Here is a 23,749-nt window from a genome sequence, read left to right on the forward strand (position 1 = left end):
CTGAACTGCACGAGTTATGTGAGTCGGAGGTTTTTTCGTATGACCACTTCTTTGCAACCTGCTTATGCTCTGGTCCCAGGTGCGAACCTGGAGGCCTATGTGCACACGGTCAACAGCATCCCGCTGCTGACCCCCGAGCAGGAGCGTGAACTGGCCGAGAGTCTCTACTATGAGCAGGATCTTGAGGCGGCTCGGCAGATGGTGCTCGCCCACCTGCGTTTTGTCGTACATATCGCCCGCAGCTATTCCGGCTACGGGCTGGCCCAGGCCGACCTGATCCAGGAAGGCAACGTTGGCCTGATGAAGGCGGTCAAGCGTTTCAACCCGGAAATGGGTGTGCGCCTGGTGTCGTTTGCAGTGCACTGGATCAAGGCGGAAATCCACGAGTTCATCCTGCGCAACTGGCGCATCGTGAAAGTCGCGACCACCAAGGCCCAGCGCAAGCTGTTTTTCAACCTGCGCAGCCAGAAGAAGCGCCTGGCCTGGTTGAACAACGAGGAAGTCCATCGCGTGGCCGAGAGCCTCGGTGTGGAACCTCGTGAAGTGCGCGAAATGGAAAGTCGCCTGACCGGCCATGACATGGCTTTTGACCCGGCCGCCGAAGCGGACGACGACAGCGCTTTCCAATCGCCGGCCAACTACCTGGAAGACCACCGGTACGACCCGGCGCGTCAACTGGAGGACGCCGACTGGAGTGACAACTCCAACACCAACCTGCACGAAGCGCTGGAAGTGCTGGACGAGCGCAGCCGCGACATTCTCTACCAGCGCTGGCTGGCCGAGGAGAAGGCCACGCTGCACGACCTGGCGCAAAAGTACAACGTGTCGGCCGAGCGAATTCGCCAGCTTGAGAAGAGCGCGATGAACAAGCTCAAGGTGTCGATTGCGGCTTGACCTGCGACAGCTATCACAAAAACGCCCCGATCATTACTGATCGGGGCGTTTTTGTTTGTGCGATGCAAGCGTCAACTCAGCCTTTGTGGGAGCGAGCTTGCTCGCGATGGCGGTGGGTCAGGCGACATCTCTGCTGAATGCTCGATTGTCATCGCGAGCAGGCTCGCTCCCACAAGAATCCGTGGTATCGCGGCTATTGAGCCCAGGGCGCCGGCCGAGACTCATCTAACCGCAACAGATAACCATCACCTCCCAATTGGCTCATCTGCTGGCGAATCCAACTCGCACGCCTGAGCACATAAGGGCTCGGCCGACTGGCGCTCCAGGCCCTCGGGTTGGGCAGGACTGCGGCGAGCAGGCTGGCCTGTTGTCGGGACAAGGCGTTTGCACCGACACGAAAATGATGCCGCGCCGCCGCTTCGGCCCCAAACACCCCGTCGTCCCACTCGACGCTATTGAGGTACACCTCGAGGATCCGCTGCTTGGGCCAGAACACTTCGATCAGCGCGGTGAACCAGGCCTCCAGCCCCTTGCGCAGCCAACTGCGGCCCGACCACAGGAAAAGGTTCTTGGAAACCTGCTGGCTAAGGGTGCTGGCGCCACGAATCGAACCGCCGCGCCCGTTGTGGGCGAACGCGGCCTGGATTGCGCCGATGTCAAAGCCCCAATGCTCGGGAAATTTCTGGTCTTCCCCGGCAATGACCGCAACCTTGAGATGATTGGAAATCTTGTCCCAGGGTTGCCAGTCACGCTGCAGGTCGATCGGTTCGCCTCCGAACCAGGATTGCACCTTGCGCTCGATCATCAGCGCGGTGAACGGCGGTGGCACCACGCGAAACAGCAGCACCAGCACAACGCTGCAGGCGGCGAACCAGAACAGGGCTTTAATGAATCGTCGAAACAATGAACGCAGCATAGAGATGGCTTGGCCGAACCCGTCGAGCGGGCCATTATACAGACCCTGTCCATCGAGTCTGACCGGAGTTCCCATGTTGCGTAGCTTTCTGATGCTGGCGGCTTTTTTCGGCTTCACGGGCGTGGCGCTGGGGGCGTTTGCCGCCCATGGCCTGAAAAACCGCCTGAGCGCCGATTATCTGGCGATTTTCCACACTGGGGTGACCTACCAACTGGTGCATACCCTGGCGCTGTTCGGCGTTGCGCTGTTGGCCACGCACATCCCGGGTCGTATCGTCACTTGGGCCGGAATTTCATTCGTGATCGGCATTCTGCTGTTCTCCGGCAGCCTGTATCTGCTGACCCTTACCGGTGTCACCAAGCTGGGCATGATCACGCCCCTGGGCGGCGTGGCTTTTCTGATCGGTTGGTTGTGCCTGGGCATCGCGGCCTGGCGCCTGCAACTTGCCGCTTGAAGCTTGTCGCTCGTAGCTGACCAAGGGGCTTGGGTCACCCAGACTGATCGGGCTAGAATGCCAGCCCCTAAAAATGATGGCGGCATCCGGCATGCGCATTCAGTTGAACGGCGAACCCCTTGATCTGCCCGACGGTGAAACCGTCGCGGCCCTGCTGACCCGTCTGGAACTCACCGGACGCCGCGTCGCGGTGGAACTCAATCTGGATATCGTCCCGCGCAGCCAGCACGCCGAAACCAAATTGAACGACGGTGATAGCGTCGAAGTGGTCCACGCCATCGGTGGCGGTTAGTCGCCTCGGTTTCGCAGCCTTTCGCAAGAACCTCACCCCAACAGAGGATTTCCCATGAGCATCGTTCGTAGCGACAAGCCCTTCGTCCTGGCCGGTCGTACCTACCAGTCGCGCTTGCTGGTAGGCACCGGCAAATACCGCGACATGGAAGAAACCCGCCTGGCCATCGAGGCCTCGGGCGCCGAAATCGTGACCGTCGCCGTGCGCCGCACCAACATCGGCCAGAACCCGGGCGAACCGAACCTGCTGGATATCCTGCCGCCGGATCGCTATACCATCCTGCCGAACACCGCTGGTTGCTTCGACGCCATCGAGGCCGTGCGCACCTGTCGCCTGGCCCGTGAACTGCTCGACGGTCACAACCTGGTGAAGCTGGAAGTGCTGGCGGACCAGAAAACCCTGTTCCCCAACGTGATCGAAACCCTCAAGGCCGCCGAGACCCTGGTCAAGGAAGGTTTTGACGTGATGGTCTACACCAGCGATGACCCGATCATCGCCCGTCAGTTGGCGGAAATCGGCTGCATCGCGGTCATGCCGTTGGCCGGCCTGATCGGCACCGGCCTGGGGATCTGCAACCCATACAACCTGCAGATCATCCTGGAAGAAGCCAAGATCCCGGTGCTGGTGGATGCCGGTGTCGGTACCGCATCCGACGCCACCATCGCCATGGAGCTGGGTTGCGAAGCGGTGCTGATGAACTCGGCCATCGCCCATGCCCAGCAGCCGATCCTGATGGCCGAAGCCATGAAGCACGCCATCGTTGCCGGCCGCTTGGCCTACCTGGCCGGCCGCATGCCGAAAAAACTCTACGCCAGCGCGTCCTCGCCGCTGGATGGTCTGATCAAGTAAGAGCCATTGATGACTGAATCGAACGACACGCCTGTCCTGCCGGAAGAAGGCGAAGAGCGCCAGCACCGCCGCATCAAGAGTTTCGTGATGCGCGCCGGGCGCATGACCGAAGGCCAGCAACGCGGCCTGGAACAGGGCGCCCCGCTGTATGTCCTGCCCCTGGCCGATGCACCGGTCGACTTCGACCAGGTCTTCGGACGCTCGGCGCCGCGCTCGCTGGAAATCGGTTTTGGCATGGGCCACTCGCTTCTGGAGATGGCCGCCGCCGCGCCGGAACAGGATTTCATCGGCGTGGAGGTCCATCGTCCGGGTGTCGGTGCGCTGCTCAACGGCGTGCTGACCCAAGGGCTGACCAACCTGCGGGTCTACGATTGCGACGCTATCGAAGTGCTTAATCGTTGCGTGGCCGATAACAGCCTCGATCGGCTGATGCTGTTCTTCCCGGATCCGTGGCACAAAAGCCGACACCACAAGCGCCGGATCGTCCAGGCGTCGTTCGCTGAGCTGGTGCGCAGCAGGTTAAAGGTCGGCGGTGTGTTGCACATGGCCACCGACTGGGAGCCCTACGCCGAATACATGCTGGAAGTGATGAACGTCGCGCCGGGTTATCGCAACCTGGCCGAGGACGGCAAGTGCGTACCGCGCCCGGCTGAACGGCCGATCACCAAGTTCGAACGTCGTGGCGAACGGCTCGGGCATGGGGTTTGGGACTTGAAGTTCGAGAAGGTCGCTTAAGCACCCGAAGACTCTTTGAAAAGCGCCCCCCTGTGGGAGCGAGCTTGCTCGCGATGGCGGCCTGACAATCGACAAAAATGTTGAATGTCATGGCCTCATCGCGAGCAAGCTCGCTCCCACAATTGTTTTTGGTTGTGGCTGGCTCAGCGCCGATCCGCCACCACGCCGATCAACACCAACACCACCAATAACACCGGCGCCAGGCTGTAGTTGTTGAACTGGCTCAAGCCCCGGACGATCCACGGCGTGGCGTAGATCAGCGCGGCGCCGCTGCCGATCATGCACAGCAGGGCGATCAGCGGGACGCGCAAGGCGCCGGCGATGCTGCCCAGGCGCTGTTCGACCCAGCCCTTAATATCCGCACCAAACAACACCAGCAGGCAGCCTACCAACGCCAGGGAGATTTCCGACAGGTTGCTGCGGCTCCAGCGGGATACGGTGGCGAGCAGGTCGAGTACCAGATCCATTCGATTTCCTTGTGTTGATCAGCTCAGAAATTTCTGCAGCAAGTCGTTGAGAAACAGCTGTCCGCGCTCGGTCGCCACCAGACGTGACGGTTCGACCTGCAACAACCCACTTTGTTCGGCCTCGCGCCGGCCGTCGGCCAGGCTTTCCAAAGACAGGCCGGTGCGCTGCGGATAAAGCTGCGCCGCTACACCTTCGGTAAGACGCAGCGCGTTCATCAGGAACTCGAAAGGCAGTTCTTCGTTGGCCAGGCTCTTTTCGCCGGCCAGGAAACGTTTGGCCGGGTTGAGATAATCCTTGGGCAGGCGAGTCTTCCAGGTGCGCACGATGCGCCCGTCCGGATGGCTGAGCTTGCCGTGGGCCCCGGCGCCGATGCCGATGAAGTCACCGAAGCTCCAATAATTGAGGTTGTGACGCGCCGCGCGCCCTGGCTGGGCATAGGCGGAGACCTCATATTGGTCGTAGCCATGCTCGGCGAGCAGCGCCTGCCCGGCTTCCTGGATGTCCCACAGCGTGTCGTCTTCCGGCAAGATTGGCGGCTGGTTCCAGAACACCGTGTTCGGCTCCAGCGTCAGTTGATACCAGGACAAATGGGTGGGCTTCAGGGCAATGGCCTGGCGCAGATCGCTCAAGGCATCTTCGAGGGATTGATCCGGCAGGCCATGCATCAAGTCGAGATTGAAATTATCGAACCCGGCCTGGCGGGCCATGCCAGCGGCACGCACCGCCTCGTCGCCGTTATGGATTCGGCCAAGCGCTTGGAGCTTGGCCTGTTGGAAGCTCTGGATGCCAATGGACAGACGATTGATGCCCAGCGCCCGGTAGGCGACGAATTTCTCTTGCTCGAAGGTGCCTGGGTTGGCTTCCAGGGTGATTTCAATATCGGGCGCAAAAGGGATGCGCGCCTCGACGCCCCGCAGCAGACGCCCCAGGGCTTGGGCGCTGAACAGGCTCGGCGTGCCGCCGCCAAAGAAAATGGAGGACAACGGCCGGCCGTGAACCCCATGCAAATCCTGGTCGAGATCGGCCAGCAAGGCGTCGACGTATTCCTCCTCCGGCAGCTGCGGGCTGGCGGTGTGGGAGTTGAAGTCGCAATACGGGCATTTGCGCACGCACCAGGGGATATGGATGTACAACGCCAAGGGCGGCAGCATGGGCAGCGGCGCCCGAGGTGTCTGTGCGCCGCCGTGGATCAGCGGTGCGGGGGAGTCGGTGGTCATTGCAGGCCCAGGCGTTGGCGCAGCAGGGCCATGGCGCGGGCGCGGTGGCTCAGTTGGTTCTTTTCAACGGGGCCCAGCTCGGCGCTGGAACAATTGCGCTCAGGCACCCAGAACAACGGGTCGTAGCCAAAGCCGTGTTCGCCGCTGGCCTTGGCGAGGATGCGCCCGTGCCACAGGCCTTCGCAGAGGATCGGCAGTGGATCGTCGGCATGGCGCACAAGCGCCAGCACACAAACGAATTGCGCGCCGCGCTCGGCTTCGGGCACGTCCTTGAGGGCTTCGAGCAGCTTGGCGTTGTTCGCTGCGTCACCTTTGCCATCGGCGTAACGGGCCGAAAAGATGCCCGGCGCGCCGCCGAGGAAGTCCACCGCCAGACCGGAATCGTCGGCCAGCGCTGGCAGGCCGGAAATGCGCGCCGCATTGCGGGCCTTGAGGATGGCGTTCTCGACGAACGACAAACCGGTTTCCTCCGGCTCGACCTGGCTGAATTCACCGATCGAGCGCAGCTGCACCGATCCGCCGAGCATCGCCTGGAGTTCCTTGAGTTTGCCGGCGTTGTGGCTGGCCAGTACGAGTTGGGTAAGGTTGATCATTGGCCCGGAAACAGTTCCTGGTTGAAGTTGATGGTGTTGATTTTGTCGCCGGTTTGCACCTTGATCTCGAAGGTGCGGGTTTCCTGCTGTTCCACTGGATACTGGGCGATGTAGTAGATCGCGCCTGCTTCGGTGACCTGGCGGAAGGTGAGCGGGACTGTCTTGCTGGTCAGGTCCTTGACCGTACCGCTGACCTGGGCCATCAACGGCTTGCCTTCCTTGATCACCGAGACGTTGATGACGCCCTGGTGCTTGCTGCGAATCAGCTCGGCGCCCTTGGCGATGTCCGGGGTCAGGAAGGTGGAGTTGAACGTGTTGTAGTGAACGGTGACGTCACCGAACACTTCCTTGCGCTCGGCCTTGATGACATCGGCGGCCATGGCGCCGATGCTCAGGCAGGAGGTGATTAACAGCAACGCTAGACGCTTCATGTCGTGCTCCTGAAAAGGCGGGTGCTCACACCGCGACCTGATGGTCGGCAAGGCCCGGGCTGCTGACCCGGTAAATGCCAATCTCACCTAACAGATTAGGCCATAGCTTGCTGGCCCACCCGTGGCGGTGCTGCTGGTCCACCGCCAGCCGGTCGATGACCTTGGCCTTGCGCTCGCGGCACAGTTCTTCGAAATCCTCGAACGTACAGAAATGGATGTTCGGAGTGTTGTACCAGGTATAGGGCAGGAATTCCGACACCGGCATCCGTCCCTTGCTCGCCAGGTACCAGCGGCAGCGCCAGTGACCGAAGTTGGGGAAGGTAATGATGCACTGGCGCCCGACGCGCAGCATTTCGTCGAGAATCTTGTCTGGGTAATGCACGGCTTGCAGGGCCTGGGTCATGACCACGATGTCGAAGCTGTTGCTGGCGAAGTTGCCCAGCCCTTTGTCCAGGTCTTGTTCGATGACGTTGATGCCCTTGGCCACGCATTCGGCGATGTTGTCCGGGTCGTTTTCCAGCCCGTAGCCCGTCACTTGCTTGTTGTCGCGCAGCCAGGTCAGCAATTCGCCGTTGCCGCAGCCCAGGTCGAGCACGCGGCTGCCGGCGGGGATCCATTCCTGGATGATGTCCAGATCGGCTCTCATGGCGTCCTCACAGCGTAATACGGTTCATGTAGTTGCCGAACGCCTGCAGGTAGCGCGGGATCGGAATCAAAAAGGCGTCGTGGCCCTGGGGTGCGTCGATTTCCAGGTAGCAGACGTCCTTGCGCGCGGCCATCAGTGCGTCCACCAGCTCCCGGGAACGGGCCGGGGAGAAGCGCCAGTCGGTGGTGAACGACATCACGCAGAACTTGGCGGTGGCATTGGCGAAGGTTTTCGCCAGGTCATCGTCGAAGTTCGCCGCCGGATCGAAGTAGTCCAGCGCCTTGGTCATCAGCAGGTAGGTGTTGGCGTCGAAGCGCCCGGAGAATTCCTCGCCCTGATAACGCAGGTAGCTCTCGACCTGGAATTCCACGCTGTGGAAGTCGTAGTTGAGCTTTTCGCTCTTGAGGCCTCGGCCGAATTTTTCACCCATGGAATCGTCGGACAGGTAGGTGATGTGCCCGACCATCCGCGCCAGCATCAACCCGCGCTTGGGAATCACGCCATGTTCCTGGAACGAACCTCCGTGAAACTCGGGGTCGGTGAGGATCGCCTGGCGCGCCACTTCGTTGAAGGCAATGTTCTGCGCCGACAGCTTGGGCGCCGAGGCGATTGCCAGGCAATGGCGCACGCGATCCGGGTAGGTGATGGTCCATTGCAGGGCCTGCATGCCGCCGAGGCTGCCACCGATCACCGCCGCCCATTGACCGATGCCGAGGCGGTCGGCCAGGCGGGCCTGGCTGTGGACCCAGTCTTCCACGGTCAGTACCGGGAAATCGGCGCCGAAGGGCTTGCCGGTGTCGGGGTTGAGGCTGCTGGGGCCGGTGGAGCCGTTGCAACCGCCGAGGTTGTTCAGGCTGACCACGAAGAACCGGTTGGTGTCGATGGGCTTGCCGGGGCCGATGCAACTGTCCCACCAGCCGGGCTTGCGGTCATCGACGCTGTGGTAGCCGGCGGCGTGGTGATGCCCCGACAAGGCGTGGCAAATCAGCACGGCATTGCTCGCCGTGGCGTTGAGGGTGCCGTAGGTTTCGTAGATCAGGTCATAGGCTGGCAACGAACGGCCGCAGGCCAGGGCCAGGGGCTCGCTGAAATGCGCCGTTTGCGGCGTCACCAGACCAACGGAATCGGGGGGAAAGGCAGCTGGCATCGACCCTGCTCTCGTTGAAATGAGGCGTAAGTCTAAAGACCGCTGGGGTTAGCGGCAAGCAAAGGGCGGCGCTGATTGTCCGCTGATGCAAACCCTGTGGTGACTGGATCAATCTGTGGCGAGGGAGCTTGCTCCCGCTGGGCCGGGCTGGCGCTCCAGCGCGAAGCGGCCCTGAATGCTGCCGCCCGGGGCTGTCTGGACGACGGTGGCGCCCGGCTTGGGGCTGCTTCGCGGCCCAGCGGGAGCAAGCTCCCTCGCCACAGGAAAAGTTGCAGCGTGCTTTAGATCAGCACCCGCAGGATCTCCGGCATCATCGTCATCGCCGCCAGGTTGTTGATCACCAGCATATCGATCAGTTTGAGCACCATGAATGCCAGGATCGGCGAGATGTCCAGGCCGCCGAGGTTCGGCACGATGCGGCGGAACGGCGCCAGGGCCGGCTCGCAGATCTGGTTCACCAGTTCGGCGCCCGGGTTGTGGCTGCCCGGCGCGACCCAGGACAGGATCACGCTGATGATCAGGGCAAAGAAAAATATCTTCAGGAACAGTGCGGTAACGCCGATGATCGACCAGATCAGCAATTGCAGCGGATTGCCGGTGATGCCATAGGTCAGCAGCAGCGTCAGGGCCATCAGCGCCATTTGCAACAGGATCGCCAGCAACAGCGAGGACATGTCCAGGCCGAACAGGCTCGGAATGATCCGGCGCAATGGTTTAAGCAGCGGTTGGGTCGCCTTGACGATGAACTGGCACAACGGGTTGTAGAAGTTGGCGCGCACCAGTTGCAGCACGAAGCGCATCAGCACGATCAGCAGGTACAGACTGCCGAGGGTTTGCAGGACATAGACCGCTGCAGTGTTCAATCCAATCATGAATGGCTCCTTATTGGCCCAGTTGTTCGGCCATTTCGGCCGAGCGGTGCGCGGCGGCGCCGAGTGCTTTTTCAACCAGGGCTTCGAAGCCTCCGGCCTGGAATGATTTGATGGCCGCTTCGGTGGTACCGGCCGGCGAAGTCACGCGGCGACGCAGCTCCGCCGCATCGACATCGCTGGCGACCGCCATATGCGCGGCGCCCAGGGCAGTCTGCAAGGTCAGCTGAGCGGCGGTTTCCCGGGGCAGGCCGAGTTTCTCGCCGGCGGCGGTCATGGCTTCGATCAGCAGGAAGAAGTACGCCGGGCCAGAGCCGGAGACGGCGGTGACCGCGTCCAGTTGCTGCTCGGTTTCCAGCCACAGCGCAAGACCCACGGCCGACAGCAATTCTTCAGCCTGCTGGCGTTGGGCGGCCGTCACCTGTTCGGTGGCGAACAGGCCGCTGACGCCCTGGCGCAGCAGTGCCGGGGTGTTGGGCATGCAGCGCACGATGGGCTGGGCGCCGAGCCAGTTGTTCATGCTCGCGCAAGTAATACCAGCGGCAATCGACACGATCAGTTGATGTGGCTTGAGATGCGGGCGAAGGGCTTCGCACACGCTTTTCATTGCTTGCGGCTTGACCGCGAGCACCACGACGTCCACGCCGTCGATGGCCTGGGCGTTGTCGGCGAAGGCTTCGATGCCGTGCTCTGCGCTCACCCGCTGGCGGGTTTCTTCACCCGGATCGCTGGCGCGGATCTGCGCTGCATCCAGGCCCTTGGCCCGCAGGCCGCCGATCAGGCTGGCGGCCATGTTGCCGGCGCCGATAAAGGCAATACGCGTGTTGCTCATGACGGATCCTTATGAAAGATGAGTGAGTCAGCTGGGCGATTGACCGTAGTCGCGAGCCCCAAACAGCGCAGTACCGATGCGCACCCAGGTGGCGCCTTGAGCAATGGCGGATTCGAGGTCATGGCTCATGCCCATGGACAGCGTATCCAGGGGCAGGTCCAGGCTGGCTTGCAGGCGCTGGACAGCAGCAAAAGCCGCGTCCTGTTCAGCGCGATCGTCGGTCGGTTCGGGAATCGCCATCAACCCGCGCAACGTGAGGCGTGGCAACGTGCTGATGGCGCTGGCAAGGGCGGGCAGGTCCGCTGGCGCGCAGCCGGATTTACTGGCTTCGCCGCTGACGTTGACCTGAATGCAGATGTTCAATGGTGGCAGCTCGGCTGGCCGCTGCTCGGACAGGCGCTGTGCAATTTTCAAGCGATCCACGGAATGCACCCAGTCGAAATGTTCGGCGATAGCGCGCGTCTTGTTCGATTGAATGGGGCCGATGAAGTGCCAGATCAAGGGCAGGTCAGTCAGTTCGGCCTGCTTGCCCAAGGCTTCTTGCAAGTAGTTCTCGCCGAAGTCACGCAGGCCGGCGGCGTAGGCTTCGCGCAGGGCCTGGGCGGGCTTGGTCTTGCTGACGGCCAGTAGATGGACGCTGTGTCCGGCGCGTCGGGCGGCCTGTTCCGCCGCATGGATGCGCGATCTAACCTGAGCAATGTTGTCTGCTATCGTGGTCATAAAGAAAGGCCAGCGGGTCTGAGGTTCGCGGCATTCTACTGGAATTGAGGAGCGCTATGGATATCACTGAACTGCTGGCGTTCAGCGCCAAACAGGGGGCGTCGGACCTGCATCTGTCCGCCGGGTTGCCACCAATGATCCGTGTCGATGGCGATGTGCGGCGTATCAACCTGCCGGCGTTGGACCACAAGCAGGTCCATGAACTGATCTACGACATCATGAATGACCGGCAACGAGTGGATTACGAAAAGTTTCTGGAGACCGACTTTTCCTTCGACGTGCCAGGCGTTGCGCGGTTTCGGGTCAATGCCTTCAACCAGAATCGTGGCGCGGGGGCGGTGTTCCGGACCATCCCTTCGAAAGTCCTGACCATGGAAGACCTGGGGATGGGCGAGGTGTTTCGCAAGATCACCGAGGCCCCACGTGGGCTCGTGCTGGTGACCGGGCCGACGGGGTCCGGCAAGTCCACCACCCTGGCCGCGATGATCGATTACCTGAACAGCCACAAGCATCATCACATCCTCACCATCGAGGACCCGATCGAATTCGTCCATGAACCGCGCAAATGCCTGATCAACCAGCGCGAGGTGCACCGCGATACCCAGGGCTTTTCCACGGCGCTGCGCTCGGCCCTGCGGGAAGATCCGGACGTGATCCTGGTGGGGGAAATGCGCGACCTGGAAACCATCCGGCTGGCGCTGACTGCCGCAGAAACCGGGCACTTGGTGTTTGGCACGCTGCACACCACATCGGCGGCCAAGACCATTGACCGGGTGGTGGACGTGTTTCCCGGTGACGAGAAGTCCATGGTTCGTTCGATGCTGTCGGAGTCGTTGCAGGCGGTGATCTCCCAGACGCTGGTCAAGAAGATCGGCGGCGGCCGGGTTGCGGCGCATGAAATCATGCTCGGCACCTCGGCGATCCGCAATCTCATCCGGGAAGACAAGATCGCGCAGATGTATTCGTCGATTCAGACCGGCGGCTCGCTGGGGATGCAGACGCTGGACATGTGCCTGAAGGAGTTGGTGAACAAGGGACTGATCAGCCGCGAGCATGCGCGGGAGCGGGCGCGTACGCCGGATAATTTCTAGCGGGGCAAGGAGGCCTTGTGGCGAGGGGATTTATCCCCGTTGGGGTGCGAAGCGCCCCCAACAATGCATAGGCTTGAATCTTTATTTCAGACTGACCATCTTGGGGCTGCTTCGCAGCCCAGCGGGGATAAATCCCCTCGCCACAGAGGCCGATGATCAGCGCTGAACCACCCGCATCGCACCCGGCTCTTTGGGCAGTACCCGCTTGGCAACCACGTAATGGGTGTTCCAATACGGCTTGTTCAGCGTGTCGATGGTCACCGACTTGCCACGGCGCGGGGCGTGGATGAAGCGGTCATTGCCCAGGTAGATGGCCACATGGTTGACTCGCCGGCTCTTGAGCTTGAAGAAAATCAGATCCCCAGGCTTCAAGTCCTTGCGCTCGATTTTTTCACCGTGGCCGGCTGCCATCGCGTTGGATGTGCGCGGCAAATCGAAGGTGGCGTCGTTGAAGGCGTATTTCACCAGCCCACTGCAATCGAAACCTTTACTTGGGCTGCTGCCGCCCCAACGGTAAGGTGTGCCGAGTACATTCACGGCGCGGCTCAAGACATTGCTGGTGGTCTTGGTCGCCATGGGTGGCACCAGTCGGCTCTGAGCCGTGCTCACGCGCTGGACGCCTTGCTTGTTCTTGCTCGACGGAGCAGAAACATGGGATTTAGGGGTGTAGCCATTGATGTTGGGAAGACGTTGCTCACGGTTGGTGGCGTGGGCGGCCAGTGGCAATAATAGGCAGATAGTCAGCCATGTCTTTAAAAATGGACGCATTAGGCAGGGCTCATAAAGGTTAGCGCGCAACTTTATAACAGCTTTTTTTCGCTTTCCGAGGCCGTTTGTCGATCCGGAACCCAGCGTAAACGCCGCACAATACCGTCATTTTGGCCTGATTGTCCGACACAGGCCCCGTAGTACGGGCGTTTCCCCGGCTCGGGTCGACCAGTACCGCTTGTCGGCGAGACACAAAAAAGTCACAAAAAGTCCGAACAAATTTTTCTATCGAGGCAAAAGAGACCATTCATGAACAGCTATCAACAGGACGCAATCCGCGATACCCACAGCAAAGTCATCGGGTATCTGCTCTGGATTCTCGGGTTTACCGGCGCTCACCGTTTCTATTACGGCAAGCCGGTGACCGGCACGATCTGGTTTTTCACCTTCGGCCTGCTGGGCATTGGCTGGCTGATCGACCTGTTCCTGATCCCGGCCATGGACCGCGAAGCGGACCTGCGCTTTACCCCTGGCCCCATCGAATACAGCGTGGCGTGGATCCTGCTCACGTTCCTCGGGGTGCTTGGTGTGCATCGCATGTACCAAGGCAAGTGGCTCAGTGGGCTCCTTTACCTGCTGACCGGCGGGGTGTTTTTCCTGGGGGTGCTGTATGACTTCTGGACGCTGAATGACCAGGTCTCGATTCGTAATGCGCAGAAGCGTGGGGCTTTCCATTAAGACAGGTAGATCGTGTCGCCTGCATTTGCGAGCAGGCTCGCTCCCACACTGGATCGAGGGTGTTCACATATCCTGTGTTCACCAAAGATCCCCTTGTGGGAGCGAGCTTGCTCGCGATAGGGACGACGCGGTATCAAACCTGGTGAGTGATCCGCCCATCCATCAGGGTATAGCGCACCACCCCCGGCAGGCTGTGACCCAGGAACGGACAGTTGTCACCCTTGGAGCGCCAGGCTTCACCGGCCACGGTGGACGCGGCGGGATCGAACAGCACCAGGTCCGCCGCGGCACCCACGGCCAGTTTCCCGGCAGGCAATTGCAGCGCCTGGGCCGGGCCGGTGCTCAGGCGTGCCAGCAGGGTCGGAAGATCCAGTAATCCGTCTTCCACCAGTGTCATGGCCAGCGGCAGCAACAGCTCGACGCTGCTGATGCCCGGCTCGGTGGCGCCGAAGGGGGCCAGCTTGGCATCGCGCTCGTGGGGTTGGTGATGGCTGGAAATGGCCGAGATCACCCCGGACTTCACCGCCTCGCGCAAGCCATCGCGGTCGGCGCGGGTGCGCAGCGGCGGCTGGACGTGATAGACGCTATTGAAGTCGATCAGCGCTTCGTCGGTGAGGATCAACTGGTACAGCGCCACATCGGCGGTCACTGGCAAACCACGTGCCTGGGCCTGGGCGATCAGCGCGGCGCCGCGGGCGCTGGTCAGTTGGCTGAAGTGCGCGCGCACGCCGCTTTGCTCCACCAGCAGCAGGTCCCGGGCAAGTGCCACGGTCTCGGCTGTTTCCGGGATGCCCGGCAGGCCAAGGAAACTGGCGGTGGGGCCTTCGTGGGCCAGGCCGCCTTCGGCCAGGTCAAGGTCCTGCGAGTTGAAGATCACCGTCAGGCCGAAGGTCGCCGCATATTCCAGCGCGCGGCACAGGGTACGGGTGTTGCGGAAATTGTTCAGGCCATTGCCGAACGCCACGCAACCGGCGTCGCGCAGGGCGATGAGCTCGGCCAGTTGCTCGCCTTCCAGGCCCTTGCTCAGTGCGCCAATGGGGAAGACCTTGGTGTTGCCGGCTTCGCGGGCGCGGTCGAGGATCAGTTCGGCCACGGCCGAGGTGTCCAGCACCGGTTTGGTTTGCGGTGGGCAGCACAGGCTGGTCACGCCACCGGCGGCGGCCGCCCGGGTTTCGCTGATGATGCTGCCTTTGCGGCTGTAGCCCGGCTCGCGCAGGGCGACGTTGAGGTCAACCAGACCGGGGGCGGCTACCAGGCCGTGGGCGTCGAGGGTCTCGACCGCCGCGAAGCCTGTCGGCGCGGCGCCCAGAGCGACGATCTTGCAGGCATCGATATGAATGTCAGTCACTTGATCCAGGCCGCTGGCCGGATCGATCACGCGTGCGCCGAGAATGCTGAGCTTCACTGGGCGTTCTCCTGGTCGAGTTGGCGCTGGGCCGTTTGCCCGCTCATGGCCATGGACAGCACGGCCATGCGGATGGCGATGCCGTAGGTCACTTGGTTGAGAATCACCGAACGCGGCCCGTCGGCCACCGCCGACTCGATCTCCACGCCGCGGTTGATCGGCCCCGGGTGCATGACGATGGCGTCCGGCTTGGCTCCGGCCAGGCGTGCCGTGGTCAGGCCGAACAGGCGGTAGAACTCGCCTTCGCTGGGCAGCAGGCCGCCGGTCATACGCTCGCGTTGCAGGCGCAGCATGATCACCACGTCCACGTCCTTCAAGCCTTCGGTCATGTCGGTGTAGACCTTCACGCCGTACTGCTCGACGCCGATGGGCAGCAGGGTTTTCGGCGCGATTACGCGGATGTCCGGGCAGCCCAGCGTCTTGAGGGCCAGCATGTTCGAGCGCGCCACCCGCGAATGCAGGATGTCGCCAACGATCGCTACCGACAGGTTTTCAAAGCTGCCTTTGTGACGACGGATGGTCAGCATGTCGAGCATGCCCTGGGTCGGGTGGGCGTGACGGCCGTCGCCGCCGTTGATGATCGCCACTTGCGGGCAGACATGTTCAGCGATGAAGTGTGCCGCGCCGGAGTCACCGTGGCGCACGACGAACATGTCGGCGGCCATGGCCTCGAGGTTGCGCAGAGTGTCGAGCAGGGTCTCGCCCTTGCTCGCCGAGGATGTGGACACGTTGAGGCTGATCACATCCGCCGACAGCCGCTGGGCCGCCAGTTCGAAGGTGGTGCGGGTGCGGGTGGAGTTTTCAAAAAAGACGTTGCACACGGTCTTGCCGCGCAGCAACGGGACTTTCTTCACCGCTCGGGCGCCGACTTCGAGGAATGAGTCGGCAGTGTCGAGGATTTCCGTCAGCAGCTCGCGGCGCAGGCCGTCGAGGGACAGGAAATGCCGCAGCTGGCCCTGATCGTTGAGCTGCAGCGGGCGCTTGGTTTCGAGAGGCGTCATCGCGATGGACTCTTACAAGGGCAGTTAAAGGGCAAGGTCTTGCAGTTCGAGTTGCAGCGGCGACGGCCCGGAGAGCTTGACCCGCTCATGGGTGGCCAGCGTCAGCGTCGCGCCGACCACGTTCGGGCGGATCGGCAGCTCGGCGGCGTCCAGGTCCAGCAGGCACACCAGCGTCACGCTGGCCGGGCGGCCATAGTCGAACAGTTCGTTCATGGCGGCGCGGATGGTCCGGCCGCTCATCAGCACGTCGTCGATCAGCACCAGGTGCTGGCCTTCGATCTCGAACGGCAGGGCCGAGGGACGTACTTGTGGATGCAGGCCGTTCTGGCTGAAGTCATCGCGGTAGAAGGACACATCCAGGGTACCCAGCGGCGAATCGCTGCCCAGTTCATCGAGCAAGGCCTGGGCAACCCAGACGCCGCCGGTGCGAATGCCGATGTAGCGCGGTTCGCTAATGCCGCGTTGTTCCAGGTGCGCCGTGAGACGGATCGCCATCTGGCTGATCAGTTCGGCGGGATTGGGCAGGCTCATGCTGGCTCCTTCAGGTTTCCGGGTCGGTGCTGGTGACTCGGTTTATCGCTAAAAGAAAGCGCCTCGCGGCGCTTTCAAAAAATCAGGTTTCGAACAGGGCGGCGTTGGCATCGAGCCAGCCTTGCAGCAGCAGGGCGGCGGCGATGGCGTCCACCGGGTTGTCGCGGTAACTGCCTTTCTGCCCACCGCGGACCAGGCGTTCGCCCTTGGCCTCGAACGTGGTCAGGCGTTCGTCATGGGTATAGAAGGGCAGATTGAAGCGGCCGTTGAGCCGTCGAGCGAACTTCTCCGCGCGCACGCACATGTCGCTGGGCGTGCCGTCCATGTTCAACGGCAGGCCGACCACCACGGCGTCGGGTTTCCATTCCTTGATCAGCGCTTCGACCTGGTTCCAGTCCGGAACGCCGTTCTGTGCTTTCAAGGTGCACAGTTCGCGGGCCTGGCCGGTGACGACCTGGCCGACCGCAACGCCGATCTGTTTGGTGCCGTAGTCGAAGCCCAGCAGCAGGCGGAGAGCCATCAGGCGTGTCCTGCCTGGCTGGTGAGCAAGCTGAGGTTGACGCCCAGCCTGCTGGCGGCCGCTTCCAGGCGCAGTTCGCTGCTGGTGTTGAACAGGATGTCGGCGTCGAACGGGCAGGTCAGCCAGGCATTGTCGGCCAGTTCGGCTTCCAGTTGCCCGGGTTCCCAGCCGGCATAGCCAAGGGCGATCAGGCTCTTTTCCGGGCCGACGCCGTCGGCGATGGCAAACAGCACGTCCTGGGATGTGGACAGCGACACACCGTTCAAATCGACGGTGGCCTGGAATTTGGGACCCGACGGGTGGAGCACGAAACCGCGATCGGTCTGCACCGGGCCACCGATGAAAATCGGCACATGCTGGCACAGCAATGGCGGCTCGACCTCGGGGCGCAGTTGCTCGAGGATATCCGCCAGGTTCAGCTCCTGTGGGCGATTGACCACCAGTCCCATGGCCCCATTGGCCGTGTGCTCGACGATGTAGGTCAAGGTATGGGCAAAATTCGGATCGGCCATGTGCGGCATGGCGATCAGGAAGTGATGCTTGAGGTAGGTGGGGCTGACGTTTTTCATAGGCGCTAGTGTGGCGGCGTGGGGGCGAACTGACAAGCTGGGAAATGCTTGGGGCTGTCACCAATCCCCTGTGGGAGCGAGCTTGCTCGCGATGCGGTGTGTCAGTCGCCATTCATGCTGAATGATCGATGGCAATCGCGAGCAAGCTCGCTCCCACAGGGTATTGATACTGTCTGAAGATCAGTTACTGGACAGCCGATCACCCCGGGCGAACTTCCAGGTGCGGATGATTTCCAGGCGGTCGATGTCCGACAGGTCACCAGTAAACGGTGCGAAGGGCGCGGCCAGGCGCACGATTCGCTGGGCCGCCTGGTCCAGCAGCGGCTGGCCGGAGGATTCGAGCACCAGCACTTCGTACAGCGAGCCATCACGGTTGATCGAAACCATCAATCTCAGGTTGCCGTAGATCTGCTTGCGCCGGGCTTCGTCGGGGTAGTTCAGGTTGCCGATGCGCTCGACCTTCTTGCGCCACTCGTCCTTGTACCAGGCGCCCTTGTCGCGCATGGTCGAAGCTGCGCTCAGGCGATGGATGCGCGGGCGCTTGGCGTACAACTGCTGTTCCTGGGCCAGTTCGGCTTCCAGGCTGGCGATATCGCTGGACAACTGCGAGCTGTCGAAAGTCGGTTCTGGCGCCTTCGGTTTCGGATCGGGCTTGACCTCTTCCTTTACCGGGGCTTTTTTCGGCTTCGGCGCCACGGTGGTCACGGCAGCCTTGGGCGCCGTCTCCTGGACTTCCGGCTTGGCCGTGGGCGGCGGGGTCACCTTCTGCACTTTATTGTCTTGAAACGGCGCGATCTCGGTGGTCTTGGGGGTCGCTTTCGTTTCCAGGGTGCCACTGCCCTGCTGGTTTTCCTGGGCCAGGAAGTCCGCCTTCTGTGGCTTGGTTTCGCTCTTGAAGGTGGCCAGGGTGATTTCCAGGGTCTGGCTGATCTGCTTGGGTTCGACCGTGGCAAAGCCGACGCCCAACAACACCGCCAGGTGGATCAATGCCGCCAGGAAAAGGGTGAAGCCAAGGCGATCAGCCGGGCGCACGCCACGATGGGCGAGCTCTTGGGGCAGATCGGACGGGAGTGTCATGGCAAAAAAACCAACATCGCGGGTTTCACAGGCCGGGCATGATAACGCAATGTTGGTTTTTAACTTCAAGCCTCAAGCAGCAAGCGACAAGCTGCATCAAGCTTGCCGCGTGTGGCTTGCCGCTTGCAGCTGCTTCTCGATGGCGTCCATCAGCATGCCGCCGATGTCCGTGCCGAAGGCATTGTCGATCTCGCGGATGCAGGTCGGGCTGGTGACGTTGATCTCCGTCAGATGCTCGCCGATCACGTCCAGGCCGACGAACAGAAGGCCTTTCTCGCGCAGCGTCGGGCCGACCTGGGCGGCGATCCAGCGATCCTTGTCGGTCAGCGGACGAGCTTCGCCACGACCACCGGCCGCCAGGTTGCCACGGGTTTCGCCGGCCGCCGGGATGCGCGCCAGGCAATAATCGACGGGTTCGCCGTCGATCATCAGGATGCGCTTGTCGCCGTCGACGATAGCCGGCAGGTAGCCCTGGATCATGATCTGTTGCTGGCCATGCAAGGTCAGGGTTTCCAGGATCACCGACAGGTTCGGATGGCCTGCGGTGTGGCGGAAGATCGAAGAGCCGCCCATGCCGTCCAGGGGCTTGAGGATGACGTCGCCATGATGATCGGCAAATTCGCGCAACACGTCCGGGCGACGGCTGACGATGGTGGGCGGCGTGCATTGCGGGAATAGCGTGGCGAACAGCTTTTCGTTGCAGTCGCGCAGGCTCTGCGGCTTGTTGACCACCAGCACGCCGGCGCTTTCAGCTTGTTCCAGCAGATAAGTGGAATACACGAATTCCATGTCGAACGGCGGATCCTTGCGCATCAGGATCACGTCCAGGTCGCTTAGCAGCGCGTCGTTCTCGTCACCCAGTTCGAACCATTTCTCGGGGTTGGCGAAGACTTTCAGCGGCTTCATCCGTGCCCGGGCCTGGCCTTCGGCCTGGTAGAGGTCGCGCTGTTCCATGTAGAACAACTCCCAGCCGCGCTTTTGAGCGGCCAGCAGCATGGCCAGCGAGCTATCCTTCTTATAGGAAATGCTGGCGATTGGGTCCATGACAATGCCGACGCGTACGCTCATGGCTTGGTTCCTCGAAATTTGATGGGCACAAATGGCTGAAAAAGTGGCGTCAGAGTGGCGCCCCGAAGATTGGCGGTCAAGGAAAAACCACCGTACCGAGCGGCGGATAGATCGTTGCTGGAGACTGTGCTAAAAAGGCTGCCATGTGACGTGCGGACCTTGAACATCAAGGGTTTGCGCTGTCGATCACACTTATGCGTTAAAAACCGGTTCGCAGTGGCAATGGCAGAGCATCTTACGCAGCAGCAACCCAGCGCTTTGAAGGTGATGGTCATCGACGACTCGAAGACCATCCGCCGCACCGCCGAAACCCTGCTGCGCAACGTTGGTTGCGAAGTGATAACGGCGGTCGACGGCTTCGATGCCCTGGCCAAGATCGTCGATCATCATCCAGGCATTATCTTTGTCGATATCATGATGCCGCGCCTGGACGGTTACCAGACCTGCGCCCTGATCAAGAACAACAGCGCCTTCAAGGCGACGCCCGTGATCATGCTGTCGTCCCGCGATGGTCTGTTCGACAAGGCCAAGGGGCGCATCGTCGGCTCCGATCAATTCCTGACCAAGCCTTTCAGCAAGGAAGAACTGCTGGGCGCGATACAGGCCCATGTCCCGGGCTTTGCCGCTGTCCAGTCGCACCAGGCACATTAATGACGCTCGGCCTCGGGCCCGAGGTCCAGAAGAATGGGGAACACCATGGCACGCGTTCTGATCGTCGATGATTCGCCGACTGAGATGTACAAGCTCACTGGCATGCTGGAAAAGCACGGCCACGAGGTCCTGAAGGCCGAAAACGGCGCCGATGGCGTGGCATTGGCCCGCCAGGAAAAACCCGATGCGGTATTGATGGATATCGTCATGCCCGGCCTCAACGGTTTCCAGGCCACGCGCCAGCTGACCAAGGACCCTGATACCGGACACATCCCCGTGATCATCATCACGACCAAGGACCAGGACACCGACAAGGTCTGGGGTACGCGCCAGGGTGCGAAGGACTATCTGACCAAGCCGGTGGACGAGGACACCCTGATCACGACCCTGAACAAAGTGCTGGAAGGCTGACGACGCGGGCATGAGCCACTCCCTGACCGCATTCGAACTGTTGCTTCAGATCGATCGACGCTGCCGGTTGCTGGGCGCGGACCTCCCGTCCCAGCCCATGCACCGGGACAGCTGGAGCGGCATCGGTTTTCGCCTGGGCGAACATTGGTACGTGGCGCCCATGGGCGAAGTGAGTGAAGTGCTGCATGAGCCGCGCCACACCTCGTTGCCCGGGGTCAAGCCATGGGTTCGCGGAGTCGCCAACCTGCGGGGGCGCTTGTTGCCACTGATGGACCTGTGCGGTTTTTTCGGCCATGAACTGTCCAGCGTGCGCAAGCAGCGGCGGGTATTGGTGGTGGACCATGACGAAGTCTTCGCCGGTTTGCTGGTGGACGAAGTGCTCGGCTTGCAGCATTTTGCCAAGGACAGCCTTGAAGCGATTCCCACGGCCTCCTTGGATCGCCCGGAATCGGCGTACGTCCAGGGCCGTTTCGCCGGCGAGCGGCAATGGCAGGTGTTCAGCCCGTTTGCCTTGGCGCGTTCGCCGGGGTTCATGGATGTGGCGGTTTAACAGGCCGCAGCGCGGCCCCTGTGGGAGCGAGCTTGCTCGCGATGGCGCCAGTGCAGTCAACATTGATGCAAGCTGTACCGCCGCTATCGCGAGCAAGCTCGCTCCCACATTTGAATGGCGGTGGTTTGGGGTTTTGGGGACAGGCGAGAACCGATGATCAAAGCAAAAACAGGCAAGCCACTGGAAGCGTCGCGCAGTCGTTCGCAGATCATCGTGCTGTTCGTCGCGCTGATTGTCTTCATCATGCTGTTGTTCGCCAATTTCGCGTACCTCAACGTCCAGTCCACCTATGACAAACAGTACATCGGCCATGCCGGTGAGCTGCGGGTGTTGTCCCAGCGCATCGCCAAGAACGCCACAGAGGCCGCGGCCGGCAAGGCGGCTGCGTTCAAGCTGCTGAGCGATGCGCGCAACGACTTCGCTCAGCGCTGGGGCTACCTGAAACAGGGCGATCCGGTGACCGGCCTGCCGCCAGCGCCCGCCACCCTGCGGCCGCAGATGCGTGCCGTGCAGTTGGACTGGGAGCGGCTGCTGAAGAATACCGATGCCATCCTCTCCAGCGAGCAAACCGTCCTGTCGCTGCATCAAGTCGCGGCGACCCTGGCCGAAACCGTTCCGCAACTGCAGGTCGAGTATGAAAAAGTCGTCGAGATCCTCCTGCAACGTGGCGCGCCGGCCGCCCAGGTGGCCATGGCCCAGCGCCAGTCGCTGCTGGCCGAACGAATCCTCGGCGCGGTGAATACCGTATTGGCCGGCGATGAAAATGCCAGCCAGGCCGCCGATACCTTTGGCCGCGACGCCGCGCGTTTCGGCCAGGTGCTCAACGGCATGCTGCAAGGGGACCCGACCTTGAAGATCCCCCAGGTACAGGATCGCGATGCCCGGGCGCGCCTGTCGGAAATCAGCGAGCTGTTCGAGTTCGTCTCGGGCTCGGTGGATGAAATCCTCGAAACCTCCCCGGAACTGTTCAAGGTCCGCGAGTCGGCGAGCAATATCTTCAGCCTGTCGCAAACCCTCCTCGATGAGGCCTCGCACCTGGCCACGGCGTTTGAGAACCTGGCGGGCGGGCGTTCGGTCAACACCATTGGCGGCTATGTATTGGGCCTGCTGGCGCTGATGTCGATTATCCTTATCGGCCTGGTCATGGTTCGCGAAACCAACCGCCAGTTGAGAGAGACGGCGGAAAAGAACGAGCGCAACCAGAATGCAATCATGCGATTGCTCGACGAAATCGAGGACCTGGCCGACGGCGACCTGACCGTCACTGCCTCGGTCACCGAGGATTTCACCGGGACCATCGCCGACTCGATCAACTACTCGGTGGATCAGTTGCGTGATCTGGTGGCGACCATCAACCTCACCGCCGGCCAGGTCGCTGCCGCCGTGCAGGAAACCCAGGCCACAGCGATGCACCTGGCCCAGGCATCCGAGCACCAGGCCCAGCAAATTTCCGAAGCATCGACTTCAATCAATGAAATGGCCCAATCCATCGATCAGGTGTCGGCCAATGCCGCCGAGTCGTCGGCGGTGGCCGAGCGCTCCGTGGAAATCGCCAACAAGGGCAACGAGGTGGTGCACAACACCATCCATGGCATGGACAACATTCGCGAACAGATCCAGGACACCGCCAAGCGCATCAAGCGGTTGGGCGAGTCGTCCCAGGAAATTGGCGACATTGTCAGCCTGATCGACGACATCGCCGACCAGACCAACATCCTGGCACTCAACGCGGCGATCCAGGCGTCCATGGCCGGTGATGCCGGTCGCGGCTTCGCAGTGGTGGCCGACGAAGTGCAGCGGTTGGCGGAGCGTTCCTCGGCGGCGACCCGGCAGATCGAGACGCTGGTGCGGGCGATCCAGGCCGACACCAATGAAGCGGTGATTTCCATGGAACAGACCACCACCGAAGTGGTGCGCGGTGCCCGACTGGCCCAGGACGCCGGCGTCGCCCTGGAGGAAATCGAAGGTGTGTCCAAGACCCTGGCGGCGCTGATCCAGAGCATTTCCAACGCGGCGCAGCAGCAGACCACCTCCGCAGGGCAGATTTCCTTGACCATGAACGTGATTCAGCAGATCACCTCGCAGACCTCGTCCGGCTCCACCGCCACCGCCGAGAGCATCGGCAACCTGGCGAAGATGGCCAGCCAACTGCGCCGCTCGGTGTCGGGTTTCACCTTGCCGCCGGCACCGGCTGGCGATGAGGACAAGCAGTGACTGACCAGCGCTGCACATTGAAAAAACGCATCTGGCGAGGAAGTTTTTGTGGCGAGGGAACTTGCTCCCACTTGAGCGCGCAGCGCTCATAAAATCCTTGGCCGCTGCGCCCGAGGCGTCGAACCGGCCCAGCGGGAGCAAGTTCCCTCGCA

General features: G+C 61.9%; 29 protein-coding genes. 11 read left to right on the forward strand and 18 right to left on the reverse strand.

Features of this window, described 5'->3' with window-relative positions; genetic code table 11:
- Positions 1-39: 39 nt before the first annotated feature.
- Positions 40-894, forward strand: a complete 855-nt coding sequence (rpoH, locus tag J3P92_RS01950) for an RNA polymerase sigma factor RpoH (RefSeq protein WP_003177476.1) — start codon at positions 40-42, stop codon at positions 892-894.
- 193 nt (positions 895-1,087) lie between these two features.
- On the opposite strand, the gene mtgA is transcribed toward rpoH, so the two are convergent.
- Complete coding sequence (gene mtgA, locus J3P92_RS01955) at positions 1,088-1,810, reverse strand: monofunctional biosynthetic peptidoglycan transglycosylase (RefSeq protein ID WP_420765042.1); 723 nt, start codon at positions 1,808-1,810, stop codon at positions 1,088-1,090.
- A 73-nt stretch (positions 1,811-1,883) separates the two neighbouring features.
- On the opposite strand from mtgA, the gene J3P92_RS01960 reads away from it, so the two are divergent.
- From J3P92_RS01960 to trmB, 4 genes are all read left to right on the forward strand, one after another.
- Entirely contained in the window at positions 1,884-2,264 is a 381-nt protein-coding gene (locus tag J3P92_RS01960; RefSeq protein ID WP_420765041.1) for a DUF423 domain-containing protein, read from the forward strand.
- A gap of 91 nt (positions 2,265-2,355) precedes the next feature.
- Positions 2,356-2,556, forward strand: coding sequence for a sulfur carrier protein ThiS (gene thiS / locus J3P92_RS01965; RefSeq protein ID WP_420765040.1), 201 nt, complete (start codon positions 2,356-2,358; stop codon positions 2,554-2,556).
- A 54-nt stretch (positions 2,557-2,610) separates the two neighbouring features.
- Positions 2,611-3,405 (forward strand): thiazole synthase, encoded by a 795-nt coding sequence (locus J3P92_RS01970; RefSeq protein WP_003177480.1) that lies wholly within the window; start codon positions 2,611-2,613, stop codon positions 3,403-3,405.
- Between the two features lie 9 nt (positions 3,406-3,414).
- Complete coding sequence (gene trmB / locus J3P92_RS01975; RefSeq protein WP_434649757.1) at positions 3,415-4,140, forward strand: tRNA (guanosine(46)-N7)-methyltransferase TrmB; 726 nt, start codon at positions 3,415-3,417, stop codon at positions 4,138-4,140.
- A gap of 143 nt (positions 4,141-4,283) precedes the next feature.
- Here the strand turns inward: trmB and J3P92_RS01980 are convergent, their stop codons facing one another.
- The 9 genes from J3P92_RS01980 to J3P92_RS02020 form a co-directional block, all read right to left on the reverse strand.
- Positions 4,284-4,607, reverse strand: coding sequence for a DUF3392 domain-containing protein (locus J3P92_RS01980; protein ID WP_014340681.1), 324 nt, complete (start codon positions 4,605-4,607; stop codon positions 4,284-4,286).
- A gap of 18 nt (positions 4,608-4,625) precedes the next feature.
- Complete coding sequence (hemW, locus tag J3P92_RS01985) at positions 4,626-5,759, reverse strand: radical SAM family heme chaperone HemW (RefSeq protein WP_434651079.1); 1,134 nt, start codon at positions 5,757-5,759, stop codon at positions 4,626-4,628.
- A 62-nt stretch (positions 5,760-5,821) separates the two neighbouring features.
- Positions 5,822-6,418, reverse strand: coding sequence for an RdgB/HAM1 family non-canonical purine NTP pyrophosphatase (gene rdgB, locus J3P92_RS01990; protein ID WP_434649759.1), 597 nt, complete (start codon positions 6,416-6,418; stop codon positions 5,822-5,824).
- Positions 6,415-6,849, reverse strand: a complete 435-nt coding sequence (locus tag J3P92_RS01995; protein WP_434561797.1) for a DUF4426 domain-containing protein — start codon at positions 6,847-6,849, stop codon at positions 6,415-6,417. The genes rdgB and J3P92_RS01995 overlap by 4 nt, the downstream gene beginning before the upstream one ends.
- 25 nt (positions 6,850-6,874) lie before the next feature.
- Positions 6,875-7,495 (reverse strand): methionine biosynthesis protein MetW, encoded by a 621-nt coding sequence (gene metW, locus J3P92_RS02000; protein ID WP_420765036.1) that lies wholly within the window; start codon positions 7,493-7,495, stop codon positions 6,875-6,877.
- Between the two features lie 7 nt (positions 7,496-7,502).
- Positions 7,503-8,642 carry a homoserine O-succinyltransferase MetX gene (gene metX, locus J3P92_RS02005; protein WP_420765035.1) on the reverse strand — a complete coding sequence of 380 codons (1,140 nt, stop codon included), beginning with the start codon at positions 8,640-8,642 and terminating at the stop codon, positions 7,503-7,505.
- 281 nt (positions 8,643-8,923) lie between these two features.
- Entirely contained in the window at positions 8,924-9,514 is a 591-nt protein-coding gene (locus tag J3P92_RS02010) for a YggT family protein (protein ID WP_420765034.1), read from the reverse strand.
- Positions 9,515-9,524: 10 nt separating this feature from the next.
- The gene (proC, locus tag J3P92_RS02015) at positions 9,525-10,343 is read right to left on the reverse strand and encodes a pyrroline-5-carboxylate reductase (protein WP_420765033.1); all 819 of its coding nucleotides are present in this window, start codon (positions 10,341-10,343) and stop codon (positions 9,525-9,527) included.
- 27 nt (positions 10,344-10,370) lie between these two features.
- Complete coding sequence (locus J3P92_RS02020; RefSeq protein ID WP_434649761.1) at positions 10,371-11,063, reverse strand: YggS family pyridoxal phosphate-dependent enzyme; 693 nt, start codon at positions 11,061-11,063, stop codon at positions 10,371-10,373.
- A 56-nt stretch (positions 11,064-11,119) separates the two neighbouring features.
- Between J3P92_RS02020 and J3P92_RS02025 the strand changes: the two genes are divergently transcribed.
- Positions 11,120-12,154, forward strand: coding sequence for a type IV pilus twitching motility protein PilT (locus J3P92_RS02025; RefSeq protein WP_198796877.1), 1,035 nt, complete (start codon positions 11,120-11,122; stop codon positions 12,152-12,154).
- Between the two features lie 156 nt (positions 12,155-12,310).
- On the opposite strand, the gene J3P92_RS02030 is transcribed toward J3P92_RS02025, so the two are convergent.
- Positions 12,311-12,922, reverse strand: a complete 612-nt coding sequence (locus J3P92_RS02030; protein WP_434649763.1) for a C40 family peptidase — start codon at positions 12,920-12,922, stop codon at positions 12,311-12,313.
- A gap of 249 nt (positions 12,923-13,171) precedes the next feature.
- On the opposite strand from J3P92_RS02030, the gene J3P92_RS02035 reads away from it, so the two are divergent.
- On the forward strand, positions 13,172-13,600 hold the full coding sequence (locus J3P92_RS02035) for an NINE protein (protein WP_420765029.1): 429 nt from the start codon (positions 13,172-13,174) through the stop codon (positions 13,598-13,600).
- A gap of 133 nt (positions 13,601-13,733) precedes the next feature.
- Here the strand turns inward: J3P92_RS02035 and J3P92_RS02040 are convergent, their stop codons facing one another.
- The 7 genes from J3P92_RS02040 to gshB all read right to left on the reverse strand — a co-directional run bounded on the left by J3P92_RS02040 (position 13,734) and on the right by gshB (position 19,771).
- Complete coding sequence (locus J3P92_RS02040; protein ID WP_434649765.1) at positions 13,734-15,005, reverse strand: dihydroorotase; 1,272 nt, start codon at positions 15,003-15,005, stop codon at positions 13,734-13,736.
- Positions 15,002-16,006: an aspartate carbamoyltransferase catalytic subunit gene (locus J3P92_RS02045; protein WP_420765027.1), complete on the reverse strand. Its 1,005-nt coding sequence runs from the start codon at positions 16,004-16,006 to the stop codon at positions 15,002-15,004. Before J3P92_RS02045 ends, J3P92_RS02040 begins: the two co-directional genes overlap by 4 nt.
- 24 nt (positions 16,007-16,030) lie before the next feature.
- Positions 16,031-16,537, reverse strand: coding sequence for a bifunctional pyr operon transcriptional regulator/uracil phosphoribosyltransferase PyrR (pyrR, locus tag J3P92_RS02050; protein ID WP_420765026.1), 507 nt, complete (start codon positions 16,535-16,537; stop codon positions 16,031-16,033).
- 82 nt (positions 16,538-16,619) lie between these two features.
- The gene (ruvX, locus tag J3P92_RS02055) at positions 16,620-17,057 is read right to left on the reverse strand and encodes a Holliday junction resolvase RuvX (RefSeq protein ID WP_434649767.1); all 438 of its coding nucleotides are present in this window, start codon (positions 17,055-17,057) and stop codon (positions 16,620-16,622) included.
- Positions 17,057-17,626 carry a YqgE/AlgH family protein gene (locus J3P92_RS02060; protein ID WP_186612059.1) on the reverse strand — a complete coding sequence of 190 codons (570 nt, stop codon included), beginning with the start codon at positions 17,624-17,626 and terminating at the stop codon, positions 17,057-17,059. Before J3P92_RS02060 ends, ruvX begins: the two co-directional genes overlap by 1 nt.
- Positions 17,627-17,806: 180 nt before the next feature.
- Positions 17,807-18,703, reverse strand: coding sequence for a TonB family protein (locus J3P92_RS02065; protein WP_434649769.1), 897 nt, complete (start codon positions 18,701-18,703; stop codon positions 17,807-17,809).
- A 96-nt stretch (positions 18,704-18,799) separates the two neighbouring features.
- Positions 18,800-19,771 (reverse strand): glutathione synthase, encoded by a 972-nt coding sequence (gene gshB, locus J3P92_RS02070; protein ID WP_420765023.1) that lies wholly within the window; start codon positions 19,769-19,771, stop codon positions 18,800-18,802.
- Positions 19,772-19,993: 222 nt separating this feature from the next.
- Here gshB and pilG point away from each other — a divergent pair, with 222 nt between their 5' ends.
- The 4 genes from pilG to J3P92_RS02090 all read left to right on the forward strand — a co-directional run bounded on the left by pilG (position 19,994) and on the right by J3P92_RS02090 (position 23,597).
- Entirely contained in the window at positions 19,994-20,422 is a 429-nt protein-coding gene (gene pilG / locus J3P92_RS02075; protein ID WP_434561813.1) for a twitching motility response regulator PilG, read from the forward strand.
- Between the two features lie 45 nt (positions 20,423-20,467).
- Entirely contained in the window at positions 20,468-20,833 is a 366-nt protein-coding gene (gene pilH, locus J3P92_RS02080) for a twitching motility response regulator PilH (RefSeq protein WP_420765021.1), read from the forward strand.
- A 10-nt stretch (positions 20,834-20,843) separates the two neighbouring features.
- Complete coding sequence (locus J3P92_RS02085; protein WP_420765020.1) at positions 20,844-21,383, forward strand: chemotaxis protein CheW; 540 nt, start codon at positions 20,844-20,846, stop codon at positions 21,381-21,383.
- A gap of 153 nt (positions 21,384-21,536) precedes the next feature.
- Positions 21,537-23,597 (forward strand): methyl-accepting chemotaxis protein, encoded by a 2,061-nt coding sequence (locus J3P92_RS02090; protein WP_434561815.1) that lies wholly within the window; start codon positions 21,537-21,539, stop codon positions 23,595-23,597.
- Positions 23,598-23,749 lie beyond the last annotated feature (152 nt).

This window comes from Pseudomonas sp. D3-27, from assembly GCF_051132165.1.
In the GTDB taxonomy this organism is placed as follows: Bacteria; Pseudomonadota; Gammaproteobacteria; order Pseudomonadales; family Pseudomonadaceae; genus Aquipseudomonas.